Consider the following 13,295-nt stretch of genomic DNA (forward strand, 5'->3'; position numbering starts at 1 on the left):
TGCTGACAATCACCCCAATTTGGCGCTACACCTGCTTGGATCGCTACCGTTGGGATCCCCTACCAAGCGGAGCAAGGCCCCCATGCGGCGATATGTCGGTTTTCGCGAGTTCGTCCAGCGCGACCAGCGTTCCCTCGTGGGCACCGCCCTGCTCCTGACCGGCAGCCACGAGCAGGCCATCCGCCTCGTGCTGCAGGCCGTCCGCACCGTCGGCCTGACCTGGCCCCCCGCCGCCTGGGAGAGCCCCGGCGAGCACGCCCGGATCGCGCTCTACCACGGCTTCCTGCGCCGGCCCACCGCCGCCGGGCCCACCGCCCTGGTACGGCTCCCGCCCCGCCGCCGCCTCATCGTCGTCGCCTGCCTCCACAACGGCAGGACCCCCGCCGAGCTCGCCGACATCCTCGGCCTCTCCGAGGAGACCGTGGAGGCGGAGGTCGCCGAGGCGCTGGACACGCTCACCAAGGGCGACCGCAGACGGCTGACCAACAGGTTCGCCACCCAGGCGGGCGAGGCCTCCGTGCCCGACCTGTCCGCCCGCTCGCTGAAGGCGCTGCGCCGCCGTACCCGGCGCAGGTTCCTGCTGACGGCGGCCGCCCTCGTCCTGGCGGCCGGCTTCATCGTCGCCCTGACCCCGCAGGGCCAGGTGTGGACCTCCGCCCTCGCCGCCGGGGAGAAGGCCCCCCGGACCCCCGCGGCCACGGGCTCCGCCTCCCCCTCCCCGCAGCCCGCCGCGGCCCCCGGGCCGTGGAAGATGCCCCCCACGCCCTTCGTGATCCGCTACGCGGTTCCCGCCAAGTGCCCCGGCGACGACCCCGAACCGCCCCTGACCGGCAAGATCCTCTGCTCGGGCTGGACGCTGGGGCTGATGTCCGACCACAACCCGGGGCAGCATCCCGACCTGCTCAAGGTCGACTGCGAGCCGGGCCTCTGCGAGGCCGCGGTGAGCCTCCCCGACGCCGTCCAGAACCTGGGCCACGAGATGGACGGGTACCGGGAGCTCAGCCCCGCCGTCAGCCGCGACGGCCGGCGCATCGCCTACCTCAGCGCGGCGGAGCGCCGGTACGTCGCCCACGACCTGCCCACCGGGACGAAGCGGTACCTGTCCCCCGCGCTCACCCCCGCCGACATCGCGCACGGCCCCTCCGTCGCCGTCTCCGCGGACGGACGCCACTTCACCGTGAACCTGGCCTCCGGACGGCTGCGGACCGACTTCGCCACCGGGTCGGCGGCCCCGGTGCCCTCCGGGGAGCTGACCCCCGCCGAGAAGGCCGCTCCCCGGCTCGACGAGGAGTACCCCGTCTGGGTGGGCTCCCCCACCGGCAGGCACGCCGCCGCCGTACCGGGAGCGCCCCACGGCGACACCCTCCACATCGTGGACGCCGCGTCGCGGCGGGTCGTCAAGCGCGTGCCCCTGCCTCCGCTGGGAGAGCCCGTCACGGGCGAGGCCGTCGGCTGGCTGAACGCCCGCGAGGTCGTCGTCGAGCTGACCGGCCGGGCCAGCAAGGACATCCTGGGCTTCTACCGGGTCGACGCGACCACCGGCCGGGCCCGCCGCCTGCCCGGCATCCCCGCCGAGGACCGCGCCGTCATCGGCACGGCCCCGTAGTCCCCGCGCCGGGGCCGGGGAAACGACGGAGGCCGCCCTCGTGGGGCGGCCTCCGGGCGCGGCGGGGAGTCAGGCGGGTCAGGCCATCTTCTTCTTGAGGTTCTCGTCCAGGGCCGCCAGGAAGTCCTGGGTGGTCAGCCACTCGGCGTCGCCGCCGACGAGCAGGGCGAGGTCCTTGGTCATCTGGCCGCCCTCGACGGTCTCGACGCAGACCTGCTCCAGCTTCTCGGCGAAGTCGATCACCGCGGGGGTGTTGTCGAGCTTGCCGCGGTGCTGCAGGCCCCGGGTCCACGCGAAGATCGAGGCGATCGGGTTGGTGGAGGTGGGCTTGCCCTGCTGGTGCTGGCGGTAGTGGCGGGTCACGGTGCCGTGCGCGGCCTCGGCCTCGACGGTGCGGCCGTCGGGGGTCATCAGGACCGAGGTCATCAGGCCGAGCGAGCCGAAGCCCTGCGCGACGGTGTCGGACTGCACGTCGCCGTCGTAGTTCTTGCAGGCCCAGACGTAGCCGCCCTCCCACTTGAGCGCCGCGGCGACCATGTCGTCGATCAGGCGGTGCTCGTAGGAGATGCCGGCGGCCTCGAAGTCCTTCTTGAACTCGGTCTCGTAGACCTCGGCGAAGATGTCCTTGAAGCGGCCGTCGTAGGCCTTCAGGATCGTGTTCTTCGTCGACAGGTAGACCGGGTAGTTGCGGGCCAGGCCGTACCGCATGGAGGCGCGGGCGAAGTCGCGGATGGACTCGTCCAGGTTGTACATCGCCAGGGCGACGCCGGAGCCCGGGAAGTCGTAGACGTCGAGCTCGATCGGCTCGGAGCCGTCCTTCGGCGTGAAGGTCAGGGTCAGCGTGCCCTCGCCCGGGACCTTCAGGTCGGTGGCGCGGTACTGGTCGCCGAAGGCGTGGCGGCCGACGACGATCGGCTGGGTCCAGCCGGGCACGAGCCGCGGCACGTTGGACATGATGATCGGCTCGCGGAAGATGACGCCGCCGAGGATGTTGCGGATGGTCCCGTTCGGGGACTTCCACATCTTCTTGAGGCCGAACTCCTCGACCCGCGCCTCGTCCGGGGTGATGGTGGCGCACTTGACGCCGACGCCGTACTGCTTGATGGCGTTGGCGGCGTCGATCGTCACCTGGTCGTCGGTGGCGTCGCGGTGCTCCATCCCGAGGTCGTAGTACTTCAGGTCGACGTCGAGGTAGGGAAGGATCAGCTGGTCCTTGATGAACTGCCAGATGATCCGGGTCATCTCGTCGCCGTCGAGCTCGACGACGGGACCCTCTACCTTGATCTTGGGCATGCGTGTGGTTCCCCTTCTGAACGAACAACTGGCCAGACAGTCCTTTTGAGGCTCACTGGCCGTCGAGGCTATCGGACGGGCGCCCGCACCCTGCGGGCCACCCGGTCATCCGACTTATAACGGCATGAGCGACGGGTACTCCAGCACGAGGGAGCCTCCCATCAGCGCGATGCCGAGGACTGCGAGGGTGGCGGCGTCGGTCGCCTTCTTCCGCACGGCCAGCCGCCCGCCCCCGGCCAGCCGCAGCGCGGCGCCCAGCGCGATGACCGCGCCGAGCGCGAACCCGCCCCACTCGGGATCGGCCAGGGCGGCGTAGGCCACGGCGAGGACCGCACCCGCAAGCACCAGCGGGTACGGTCCCCAGCGATCGTCGGTTCTGCTCATGTTCACCGCTCGTCGATCGGCTTCCACTTCTGGTCGCGCTCGCCGATGTACTCGCTGTCCGGGCGGATCAGCCGGTTGTCGGCGTGCTGCTCGATGACGTGTGCGGTCCATCCTGACATGCGGCTGACCGAGAAGACCGGAGTGAACAGGTCGGTCGGGACGCCGAGGTAGTGGTAGACCGTTGCGGCGTAGAAGTCCACGTTGGGGTAGAGGCCCTTCGTCTCGAAGACGACCTCCTCCATCTCCTTAGACATCCGGTAGTAGGTGTCGTCTCCGGAGGCCTCCGCGAGCTCCTGCGACATCCGGCGCAGGTGCGTGGCGCGCGGGTCCTCGGTCTTGTAGACGCGGTGCCCGAAGCCCATGATCTTCTCACCTGCGGCGAGCCTGTCGCGTACGGCCTGCGCGACCGAGCCCGGGTCGAGCGACTCCAGGGTCCGCATGACCTGCTCGTTGGCGCCGCCGTGCAGCGGGCCCTTGAGGGTGCCGATCGCGGCGACGACGGCCGAGTGCATGTCCGACAGGGTCGCGGCGCAGACGCGGGCGGCGAACGTCGAGGCGTTCATCGTGTGGTCGGCGTGCAGGACCAGGCAGGCGTCGAAGATCTCCACCGCGCGGGGGTCCGCGGCGCGGCCGGTGATCTGCAGCAGGAAGTTGGCCGCGATGCTCAGTCCCGGATCGGGTTCGGGGATCGCGGCGCCGGTCCTGGCCGCGTGGTAGCGGGCCACGAGGATGGGCTGCTGCGCGGTGAGCCGGGCGGCCTTGCGCAGGTTGGCCTCGGGGCTGCCTGCGTCCTTGTCCGGGTCGTCGGCCCCGGCCAGGGAGACCAGCGTGCGCAGCGCCTCCATGGGGGCCTGCTTCTCTGCGATCTCGGGGATGTTGGCCTCGACCAGGGCGCCGAGGGCGCGCCCGCCGACCAGTTCCGCCCCGTAGGCGGCGAGCTGGTCCCGGTTCGGGAGACGGCCGCACTGCAGCAGGTGGGCGGTCTCTTCGAAGGTGGTGCGGCCGGCCAGGTCGTGGATGTCGTATCCACGGTAGAAGAGGCGACCGGCCTTGCCGTCGATGTCACTGAGCGCTGTCGACGCGGCTACGACATCGGCGAGGCCCTTGGTGGGTTTGTCCGCCATGAGTATTTCCTCCGCTTATCTTCGCTCGAAGTCTACCCGTGAGCAGGGGAAACCCTGGCGAGAGGTCCAGACCAATTTCACGAAGGATTCTGCTTCTGGCAAAGGCGATTCCCCATCCCCTCGTTTGGGTAAGCCGGAGCTGTAGTAATAGTTACGGCGGGCTACCTGGGGAGGAACTGCCGTGGAGGGGCCGTTCATACGCATCGAGGACACCGGCGAGGTGGTCCCGCTGCGCCCCGAGATCACAACCATCGGGCGGGGCCGGGGAGTCGACATCCGGCTCACCGACCCGAGTGTGTCCCGGCTGCACGCGGAATTCGTCCGGCGCGGACCCTACCTGTACGTCGTTGACCTGGGCCTGTCCCGCAACGGCACGCGGGTGAACGGCAGGCCGATCGCCCGGAGGGTGCTCGACGACGGCGACGTCGTCTCCTTCGGAGCCGCGCGAGGCAGGATCGGCGGGGTCCCCCGCGAGGACTTCGCCCCGGAGGTCGAGCTCCGACGCGCCGCGGCCCCGGAGCTGACCAGGCGCGAGGTCGACGTGCTGACCTCGCTGTGCCGGCCGGCGCTGTCGGACGAGGCGTTCGTCGCCCCGGCCACCGCGCGGGAGATCGCCGACGACCTGGTGGTGACGGAGGCGGCGGTCAAGCAGCACCTGCTCCGCCTCTACCAGAAGTTCCGGATCCCGGAGGGCACCAACCGGCGCACCAGGCTGGCCAACGAGGTCGTCGCCCTGGGGCTGGTCAGGCCCACCCCGGTGGTGCCGCCGCAGCGCGCGACCGGCGCCCCGGAGTCGCAGCCGACGACCACCGCGGGCCGCCGGGCGTCCTGACCCGCGTCGCAGGGGCCGCCGGGCGTCCCGGATCCGCACCGTGCCGCGCACGCCGGACGGGTCCGGCGTGCGCGCCGGACCGCCCGGAACGTGCCCGTGCGGCGGCTCACGCCTTCTCGGCGGCCTCGACCACGTTGGCGAGCAGCAGGGCGCGGGTCATCGGCCCGACCCCGCCGGGGTTGGGCGCGACGAAACCGGCGACGTCCCTGACGTCCGGGGCGACGTCACCGGCGATCTTCCCGTCGACCCGGGAGACGCCGACGTCGAGCACGGCCGCGCCGGGCTTCACCATGTCCGCGGTGATCAGGTGCGGCACCCCCGCGGCGGCGACGACGATGTCGGCGCGTCGGGTGTGGGCCGCCAGGTCCTGGGTGCCGGTGTGGCAGAGGGTCACGGTGGCGTTCTCCGAACGCCGGGTGAGCAGCAGGCCGAGCGAGCGGCCCACGGTGATGCCGCGGCCGACCACGGCGACCTCCGCGCCCTTGGTCGGCACGCCGTACTCCTGCAGGAGCAGGACGATCCCGTGCGGGGTGCAGGGCAGCGGCGCGTCGACCATGTGGACCAGCCGCCCGAGGTTGACCGGGTGCAGGCCGTCGGCGTCCTTGGCCGGGTCGATGCGCTCCAGGACCGCCTGGGTGTCGAGATGCCGCGGGAGCGGGAGCTGCACGATGTAGCCGGTGCACTCGTCGGAGGCGTTGAGCTCGTCGATGACCTCTTCAAGCTCGGCCTGGGTGGCGTTGGCGGGCAGGTCCCTGCGGATGGAGGCGATGCCGACCTCGGCGCAGTCGCGGTGCTTGCCCGCGACGTAGATCTGGCTGCCCGGGTCGTCGCCCACGAGGACCGTGCCGAGCCCGGGGGTGATCCCCCGCTCCTTCAACGCGGTCACCCGCGCCGCGAGGTCTGCCTTGATCTTCGCCGCGGTGGCCTTGCCGTCCAGAATCTGCGCGCTCATGGACCCAACTTTCTCACGAGATCATCCGCGCCCCGTCGCCCGCCACCCGGCACGAGGCGGCCGCCCGCCGCCCGCCCGGGGCCGCCGGAGACCGCCTCGCACGGGTCAGCCGCGCTCGGCCTCCCGCTGCTCGATGATCCTGCGGGTGAAGGGGATGAACTCCACGACCTTCGCGCCCATGTAGGCGGAGCCGAGCGCGAGGATCACCAGGGCGATCGGGCTCTGCCAGAGGCCGCCGATCATCAGAAGGGCGGGCAGGACGAAGTCAAGCATGGGCATGGGAGGTCTCCAGCGGGCCGTGGGAAAGAACGCTCCAGGCTAACCATGGGCAAAACCCACACAAGCCGGAACAACCTGCTCATTTAGCCACTCTCTTGTCACCCGCCTCGGCGACCGCCGGTGACTGCGGGAGCGACACCAGCAGTATCGGCGGCCCGGCCGCCCACCGTAGGGCTTCCGGGAAAACACCCGGAGGAAATCAAGCCGCCGCATGCGGCGCCGCCGAGCGCCGGACCGCGCATCCCCCGCGGCGCCACCTCCCCCGGCCGCAGCACCACCCCTCAGGGGCACCGCGGCGGGAAAGCCCGCAGCCCCGGTCTCCGGACCGGGGCTGCGGGCCGGGCGGTCACCGGCGGAGGATCCGCGGGACGCGCCTCAGTGGAAGAAGTGCCGGGTGCCGGTGAAGTACAGGGTGATCCCGGCCGCCTCGGCCGCGGCGATCACCTCGTCGTCCCTGATCGAGCCGCCGGGCTCCACGACCGCCTTCACACCCGCGTCGACGAGGATCTTGAGGCCGTCGGCGAACGGGAAGAACGCGTCGGAGGCCGCCACCGACCCGGCCGCGCGCTCACCCGCCCGGGAGACCGCGAGCTGGGCCGAGTCGACCCGGTTGACCTGCCCCATGCCGACGCCGACGCTCGCCCCGCCGGAGGCCAGCAGGATCGCGTTGGACTTCACCGAGCGGCACGCCTTCCAGGCGAAGGCCAGGTCCGCGAGGACCTCCTCCGACGCCGCGGGGCCCGCCTTGAGCTCCCAGGTCGCGGGGGCGTCGCCGGGGGCGTCCACCCGGTCGGCCGTCTGCACCAGCAGGCCGCCGTCGATCCGGCGGAACTCGGCCGGGTTGGCCGGGCCCTGCGGGCAGGACAGCAGCCGGATGTTCTTCTTCCCGGTCAGTACGGCCAGCGCCTCGTCGCTGAAACCGGTGGCCACCACGACCTCGGTGAACACCTCGGCGATCTGCCGGGCCAGCTCCCCGGTGACCTCGCCGTTGACCGCGATGACCCCGCCGTAGGCGGAGACCGGGTCGCACGCGTGGGCCTTGCGGTGGGCCTCGGCGACGTCGGCGCCGACCGCGATGCCGCACGGGTTCTGGTGCTTGATGATCGCGACGGCGGGCTCGGCGAAGTCCCACGCGGCCCGCCAGGCGGCGTCGGCGTCGAGGTAGTTGTTGTAGGACATCTCCTTGCCGTGCAGCTGCTCGGCCCCGGCCAGCCCGCCGGCGCCCGCGCTGTAGAGGGCGGCGCGCTGGTGCGGGTTCTCGCCGTAGCGCAGCGGCGAGGCCAGCTCCCAGGAGGCGCCCATGAACGACGGCCAGGCGTCGCCCTCGGCCGCGTACACGTTCGCGAACCAGGAGGCCACGGCGGTGTCGTAGGCGGCGGTGTGGGCGTAGGCGGCGGCGGCCAGGCGGCGGCGCTCGGTGAAGGTGAAGCCGCCCGCGGCGACCGCGGCCAGCACGTCCCCGTAGGCCTCGGGGTTCACCACGACCGCGGCGGTGCCGTGGTTCTTGGCCGCGGCGCGGATCATCGCCGGGCCGCCGATGTCGATCTGCTCCACGCACTCGGCGTCGGACGCGCCGGAGGCGACCGTCTCCTGGAACGGGTAGAGGTTGACCACGACCAGCTGGAACGGGTCGATCTCCAGCTCCTCGAGCTGCGCCACGTGGGCGGGGTTGCCGCTGTCGGCCAGCAGACCGGCGTGCACGCGCGGGTGCAGGGTCTTCACCCGGCCGTCGAGGCACTCGGGGAAGCCCGTCAGCGCCTCGACCGGGGTCACCGGGACGCCGAAGGAGGCGATCCTCGCAGCCGTGCCGCCGGTGGAGACGATCTCCACGCCCGCGGCGTCGAGCCCGCGTGCCAGCTCCTCCAGCCCGCTCTTGTCGTACACCGCGATCAACGCGCGCCGGATGGCGATGCGGGTCACTTCCAGGTCCTCCTGTTGCTTCCGGTTGTCCGGGCCGCCCGGCTCGTCTGCCGGGTCGTTCCAGCGGTTCAGATCGTTCGGGATCGCGGGGCGCCCGGCCCGGAGGAGCGCCCGACGCGGACGGTCCGGCCGGTCACCGCCCAGCCCTCGCGGGCCATCCGGCCGACGGTCTCCACGAGCAGCCCGCGCTCGACGCTCTTGATGCGCTCGTGCAGGGCGTGCTCGTCGTCGCCGTCGTAGACGCGGACGGTCTCCTGGGCGACGATCGGCCCGGTGTCGACCCCGGCGTCGGCGAGCATCACGGTGCAGCCGGTGACGCGCACGCCGTACGCGAGGGCGTCGCGGACCCCGTGCGCCCCGGGGAAGGAGGGCAGCAGCGCGGGGTGGGTGTTGAGCACGGGGAAGGCGGACAGCGTCGGCGCGCCGAGGATCTTCATGAACCCCGCGCAGACGACCAGGTCCGGCTTGTACTCGGCGATCCTGGCCGCGAGCGCCAGGTCCCACGCCTCGCGCGTCGGGTGGTCGGGGATCCGCTCGACGAAGGTCGGCACTCCGGCGCGCTCCGCGCGGTCCAGCCCTTCGATGCCGTCGCGGTCCGCGCCCACCGCCACGATCCGGGCGCCGTAGCCCTCGTCTGCCACCGCGTCGAGCAGGGCCTGTAGGTTTGTTCCAGAGCCGGAAACGAGAACCACAAGCCGAGCGGCCTGGGATGACACCGACGCACTCCATTCCGACGAGGACTTCAACGCCGCTGCAAGGGTATCGGCCTACCGGTTCACGTGACGCAAGGAGGTCATGCAGGTGACGACACCCGTCCAGCTGAAGCCCACCGAGAAGGCGGGACGACGGGCGCTCTGGCTGGCGTTCGCGGCGATCGTGCTGACGTTCATGCTCCCGCTGGCGGGACTGTTCGTGGCGGTCTTCGCACTCGTCGTCTCGGTCCGCGCGATCCCCGCGCTCCGGTCCGTGTCCAGACCCGTGGGCACGGCCGTCGCGGGCATCGTCATCTCCTCGGTGGCGCTCCTGATCTCGATCGCGGTGCTCGCGCTCCAGCTCTACCTCAGCGAGGAGCTCGCCGCCTACGCCGAATGCAAGATCGGCGCCGGCACCGTCGCCGCGCAGGACGAGTGCGTGGACCGGCTGGAGCGGGCCGTGGAGAAGCGGTTCCCCGCCGTCGAGCCCGGTCAGCTGCAGTTCCCCTTCCCGCCCTGACGCCCTCCCCGCCCCGGCGGCCGGGTCCCGGCGCCGAGGTCCGGCGCCGCCGCGGTGATCCGCTCCCGCATCGGACGCCTGGCCAGGGCGTCGAGCACCTCGTCGACCAGCCGGCTCAGGGGGAACGACAGCTCCGCCTCCAGTTCGGCCGCCGCGGCGGCGGTGGCCGCCCACTCCGCCTCCAGCACCGGCACGAGCGCCTCGGCCTCCGGGGTGAGGCGGACGATCCTGCGGCGCGCGTCCTCGCCCGGCGCGACGGCGACCAGGCCCGCCCTGCCCATCTGCGCCACCGTCTGGCTGGCCGCGGAGTGGGTCACCCCGATCGCCCGCGCCAGGTCCCGGATGGAGCTCGGCCCGCAGGCGGCCAGCGCCCGGACGACGACGGTGAACCGGGGGCGGAACCCCTCCAGGCCGAGGTCGGCGTAGACGGCCGCGATATCCGCGTCCAGCAGGTCGAGCAGGTGGCGCAGGCGTGTTCCGAGGATTCCGGGGCCGGACATGAGGTGATCCATGCCCACAATGTAACAGGGCTAATATAATAGCCCTGTTACATTTTTCCGGAAGGAGCCGTCCCGTGCCCGACCTCTATCCCCCGATCGAGCCCTACGACCACGGCATGCTCGACACCGACGACGGCAACCTCGTCTACTGGGAGGTCTGCGGCGACCCGGACGGCAAGCCCGCCCTCGTCGTCCACGGCGGGCCGGGAGGGAGCTGCTCCCCCGGCCACCGGCGCTACTTCGACCCCGGGCGCTACCGGGTCGTCCTGTTCGACCAGCGCAACTGCGGGCGGAGCACGCCGCACGCGAGCGACCCCGCGGCGGACATGGGCCTCAACACCACCGGTCACCTGATCGCCGACATGGAGCGCCTGCGCGAGCACCTCGGCATCGACCGCTGGCTGCTGTTCGGCGGCTCGTGGGGCTCCACGCTGATCCTCGCCTACGCCGAGCGCCATCCCGAGCGGGTCTCGGAGATCGTCATCCCCAGCGTCACCATGAGCCGGCGCTCGGAGATCGACTGGCTCTACCGGGGCGTCGGCCGGTTCTTCCCGGAGGAGTGGGAGCGGTTCCGGGACGGCGTGCCCGAGACCGACCGCGACGGCGACCTGCTCGCGGCCTACGCCCGGCTCATGGAGGACCCCGATCCCGAGGTGCGGGCCAGGGCCGCGGCCGACTGGACGGCCTGGGAGGACGCGGTGATCTCCATGGAGCCGAACGGCAAGAAGAACATCTACAGCGACAACCCGCCGGACGACCTCCTGGCGCTCGTCCGGATCTGCGCGCACTACTTCTCGCACGGCGTCTGGCTGGAGGAGGGCGCGCTGCTCCGCGACGCGGGGCGGCTGGCCGGGATCCCGGCCGTCCTGATCCACGGCCGCCTCGACCTGAGCGGGCCGGCCGGCACCGCCTGGGAGCTGGCCCGCGCCTGGCCCGACGCGGAACTGGTCATCGTCGAGGACTCCGGGCACACGGGCAGCGACGCCATGCGCGTGGAGATCCTCGGCGCGCTCGACCGGTTCGCCCGGAACTGAGCCGCCGCTCCCGGCGTGCCCGCCGTACGGCGGCGCGGGGTGTGCCCGCCGTACGGCGCGCGGGTCAGTCGCGGTCCCAGGCGTAGGGGTCCACGTAGATCACGTGGCCGCCCCGGTCGTCGGTCTCGTCGACGATGTCGCGCCGGGGCGGGCGGGGCGGCTCGCGGCGCCGGAGCTTCGCCGGGCCCTCCGCCGGGGCCGCGGCGTGCTCGTCCTCCCAGTCGTCCCGGATGACCGGGATCGGCTGGGTGTCGCACTCGGCGGCGTCCAGCCAGTGGCCGGGCAGCGCGCGGGGCTGGTCCTGCTCGGCGAGTCCCGCCTTCCCCGCCACCGATCCGGCGGCCCTGACCAGCTTGGCGCCGGCCTTGCGGACGGGAGCCGTGGCCGTGCCGACCTTCGCGGCGGCCCGGGTGACGGCGGTGTTCTGACCCCGGAAGATCAGCCACCAGTTGGTCAGCCCCGCCGAGATCCCCGCCGCGACGCCCACCTCCAGCGTCACCGAGAGCATGACCTCCCACGCCGCCGGGCCCATCACCGAGAGCCTGGCCCCGCCGAGCGCGCCTCCGGACAGCGCCGCGAGCAGTCCGGCCGCGCAGCCGGTCGCGGCGCCGCAGACGAACCCCCACAGCGGCGCGCCCTCGTAGGAGGGAGAGGGGGCGACCTTCACCAGCAGCGCGCCCCCCACCGCCCCGGCCACGAACGGCACCGCGATCACCGCCATGATCCAGGACGGGGTCGGCCCCGCCTCCGGCAGCGCGCCCAGGATCGGCAGGGTGGGCACGGCGCCCAGTTGCACGCCCGTCGGGGCGATCAGCGTGCCGGTCCCGACGGCGAATCCCGGACCCGCGATGTAGGACATCCCCCAGATGAACGCGTTGAACAGGTAGAGCCCCTGCCCCAGCAGGAGCAGCAGGCCCCCGACGAAGCCCGGCGACAGGACGTCGGTCAGCTCCCGGATCTGCCCGAAGCCCGCCACGAGCGCGCCGAGCACCAGGACGGCCCCGGCCGCCAGCATGATCCCCGTCGCGGCGGCCGTACCGACCACGACCGACCGCACCCGCTCGGGCAGCAGGCGCAGCATCGCCCGCCACGGCCCGATCGCCCGGACGGTGGCCAGCGCTCCGGCGACGAAGGCCAGCGCCAGGTGGCTGACCAGCACGTCACCGATGAACGGCTGGGTGATCTCGTTGCGGGCGACGAGCGCGATCCCCCCGGCCAGCAGCGCGTACGGCGCCGCCAGCGAGACGCCCGCCTGCCCGATCAGGAACAGCTGGGCGCGGCGGCGGGCGTTGGCCTCGTCCTTGGGGCTGTTCTTGGGCAGCCGGGCGGGCAGCCGGAGCCGCAGGTCCGCGTCGCGGGCCATCCAGATCCCGGCACGGTAGAGCAGGAAGGCGGGCAGGACCATGAGCCCCAGCGGGATCAGGCCGACGGAGCCGCCGGGGATCGCGAACCCCGCGTGGTGCGCCGCCAGCCAGAGCTGCGCCGCGGTGCGGAAGACCCCGGGCAGACCGGGGCCGAGCGCGTCCCGGGGCGCGGCGATCCAGCCGATCAGGGTGAGCGTGGTGAGCACCGCCAGGCCCGCGCCGAGCGTCCAGACCGCGGCGAGCATCCCGGAGACCGGGAGCGGGCGGCGGGCGTCGTCGTCGTCACCCGTGACGCCGGGCAGGGGGATGCGGCGCAGGACGCTGCGCGGAGCCGTCCGGAACTGGTCGAGAAGGGCCGTCACACTACCTGATGGTCTCAGGATCTTGGGTGTGGACGGGCCTTCATCCGCCCGCGTGTCGCGCCGTACGGCCGCGGGCGCGGGCCGGCCCGCGCTCCCGGTGGGTGCGCCGGCGGTCGAGAGCGCCGGGACCACCGCGTCAGGAGAGCGCCGGCACCGCCTCTCCGTCCCGGGTGCGATCCACGGGAGAAGGCTCCGCCCGCCTCCGGAGAGACGGGCGGAGCCTCGGACGAGCAGGAGCGCCGGCGTCCTAGCGGGACTTCATGACCTCGCGCATGAGGCGGGCGGTCTCGCTGGGGGTCTTGCCGACCCGCACCCCGACCTTCTCCAGCGCCTCCTTCTTGGCCTGCGCGGTCCCGGCCGATCCCGACACGATCGCGCCCGCGTGCCCCATGGTCTTGCCCTCCGGCGCGGTGAACCCCGCCACATAGGCCAC

General features: G+C 72.7%; 13 protein-coding genes and 1 pseudogene. 4 read left to right on the forward strand and 10 right to left on the reverse strand.

What is annotated here, in order from left to right; genetic code table 11:
- Positions 1-82 precede the first annotated feature (82 nt).
- A complete protein-coding gene (locus FHS22_RS07570; protein WP_184939592.1) occupies positions 83-1,606 on the forward strand; it encodes a sigma factor-like helix-turn-helix DNA-binding protein in 1,524 nt (507 codons plus the stop codon).
- Positions 1,607-1,684: 78 nt separating this feature from the next.
- Here FHS22_RS07570 and FHS22_RS07575 read toward each other — a convergent pair whose 3' ends face one another.
- The 3 genes from FHS22_RS07575 to FHS22_RS07585 form a co-directional block, all read right to left on the reverse strand.
- On the reverse strand, positions 1,685-2,899 hold the full coding sequence (locus FHS22_RS07575) for an NADP-dependent isocitrate dehydrogenase (RefSeq protein WP_184939593.1): 1,215 nt from the start codon (positions 2,897-2,899) through the stop codon (positions 1,685-1,687).
- Positions 2,900-3,013: 114 nt separating this feature from the next.
- The gene (locus tag FHS22_RS07580) at positions 3,014-3,283 is read right to left on the reverse strand and encodes a DUF3017 domain-containing protein (RefSeq protein WP_184939594.1); all 270 of its coding nucleotides are present in this window, start codon (positions 3,281-3,283) and stop codon (positions 3,014-3,016) included.
- A gap of 2 nt (positions 3,284-3,285) precedes the next feature.
- The gene (locus FHS22_RS07585) at positions 3,286-4,407 is read right to left on the reverse strand and encodes a citrate/2-methylcitrate synthase (RefSeq protein WP_184939596.1); all 1,122 of its coding nucleotides are present in this window, start codon (positions 4,405-4,407) and stop codon (positions 3,286-3,288) included.
- Between the two features lie 181 nt (positions 4,408-4,588).
- Between FHS22_RS07585 and FHS22_RS07590 the strand changes: the two genes are divergently transcribed.
- Complete coding sequence (locus tag FHS22_RS07590) at positions 4,589-5,239, forward strand: FHA domain-containing protein (RefSeq protein ID WP_184939597.1); 651 nt, start codon at positions 4,589-4,591, stop codon at positions 5,237-5,239.
- 106 nt (positions 5,240-5,345) lie between these two features.
- Here the strand turns inward: FHS22_RS07590 and FHS22_RS07595 are convergent, their stop codons facing one another.
- The 4 genes from FHS22_RS07595 to purN all read right to left on the reverse strand — a co-directional run bounded on the left by FHS22_RS07595 (position 5,346) and on the right by purN (position 9,106).
- Positions 5,346-6,191 carry a bifunctional methylenetetrahydrofolate dehydrogenase/methenyltetrahydrofolate cyclohydrolase gene (locus FHS22_RS07595; RefSeq protein WP_184939599.1) on the reverse strand — a complete coding sequence of 282 codons (846 nt, stop codon included), beginning with the start codon at positions 6,189-6,191 and terminating at the stop codon, positions 5,346-5,348.
- 105 nt (positions 6,192-6,296) lie between these two features.
- Entirely contained in the window at positions 6,297-6,470 is a 174-nt protein-coding gene (locus FHS22_RS07600) for a hypothetical protein (RefSeq protein WP_184939600.1), read from the reverse strand.
- 375 nt (positions 6,471-6,845) lie between these two features.
- Positions 6,846-8,390, reverse strand: a complete 1,545-nt coding sequence (gene purH, locus FHS22_RS07605) for a bifunctional phosphoribosylaminoimidazolecarboxamide formyltransferase/IMP cyclohydrolase (protein WP_184939602.1) — start codon at positions 8,388-8,390, stop codon at positions 6,846-6,848.
- A 68-nt stretch (positions 8,391-8,458) separates the two neighbouring features.
- Complete coding sequence (gene purN / locus FHS22_RS07610) at positions 8,459-9,106, reverse strand: phosphoribosylglycinamide formyltransferase (RefSeq protein WP_184939603.1); 648 nt, start codon at positions 9,104-9,106, stop codon at positions 8,459-8,461.
- 79 nt (positions 9,107-9,185) lie between these two features.
- Between purN and FHS22_RS07615 the strand changes: the two genes are divergently transcribed.
- A complete protein-coding gene (locus FHS22_RS07615; RefSeq protein WP_221473317.1) occupies positions 9,186-9,602 on the forward strand; it encodes a hypothetical protein in 417 nt (138 codons plus the stop codon).
- On the opposite strand, the gene FHS22_RS07620 is transcribed toward FHS22_RS07615, so the two are convergent.
- Entirely contained in the window at positions 9,575-10,114 is a 540-nt protein-coding gene (locus tag FHS22_RS07620; protein WP_221473318.1) for a MarR family winged helix-turn-helix transcriptional regulator, read from the reverse strand. The genes FHS22_RS07615 and FHS22_RS07620 overlap by 28 nt on opposite strands.
- 62 nt (positions 10,115-10,176) lie before the next feature.
- Here FHS22_RS07620 and pip point away from each other — a divergent pair, with 62 nt between their 5' ends.
- Positions 10,177-11,136 carry a prolyl aminopeptidase gene (pip, locus tag FHS22_RS07625; RefSeq protein WP_184939607.1) on the forward strand — a complete coding sequence of 320 codons (960 nt, stop codon included), beginning with the start codon at positions 10,177-10,179 and terminating at the stop codon, positions 11,134-11,136.
- 64 nt (positions 11,137-11,200) lie between these two features.
- On the opposite strand, the gene FHS22_RS07630 is transcribed toward pip, so the two are convergent.
- Positions 11,201-12,862 (reverse strand): cell division protein PerM, encoded by a 1,662-nt coding sequence (locus FHS22_RS07630; RefSeq protein WP_184939608.1) that lies wholly within the window; start codon positions 12,860-12,862, stop codon positions 11,201-11,203.
- Between the two features lie 247 nt (positions 12,863-13,109).
- Positions 13,110-13,295, reverse strand: a pseudogene (locus FHS22_RS07635) (succinate--CoA ligase subunit alpha); the annotation flags it as partial.

The sequence above is a fragment of the Thiemannella venezuelensis genome (assembly GCF_014203605.1).
Lineage (GTDB): Bacteria > Actinomycetota > Actinomycetes > Streptosporangiales > Streptosporangiaceae > Planomonospora_A > Planomonospora_A venezuelensis.

Coding starts and splice junctions, on each gene's coding strand:
- FHS22_RS07620 (WP_221473318.1), bottom strand. CDS start 10,114: ATGGATCACCTCATGTCCGGCCCCGGAATCCTCGGAACACGCCTGCGC.
- FHS22_RS07615 (WP_221473317.1), top strand. CDS start 9,186: ATGCAGGTGACGACACCCGTCCAGCTGAAGCCCACCGAGAAGGCGGGA.
- FHS22_RS07580 (WP_184939594.1), bottom strand. CDS start 3,283: ATGAGCAGAACCGACGATCGCTGGGGACCGTACCCGCTGGTGCTTGCG.
- FHS22_RS07600 (WP_184939600.1), bottom strand. CDS start 6,470: ATGCCCATGCTTGACTTCGTCCTGCCCGCCCTTCTGATGATCGGCGGC.
- FHS22_RS07595 (WP_184939599.1), bottom strand. CDS start 6,191: ATGAGCGCGCAGATTCTGGACGGCAAGGCCACCGCGGCGAAGATCAAG.
- FHS22_RS07570 (WP_184939592.1), top strand. CDS start 83: ATGCGGCGATATGTCGGTTTTCGCGAGTTCGTCCAGCGCGACCAGCGT.
- FHS22_RS07575 (WP_184939593.1), bottom strand. CDS start 2,899: ATGCCCAAGATCAAGGTAGAGGGTCCCGTCGTCGAGCTCGACGGCGAC.
- FHS22_RS07585 (WP_184939596.1), bottom strand. CDS start 4,407: ATGGCGGACAAACCCACCAAGGGCCTCGCCGATGTCGTAGCCGCGTCG.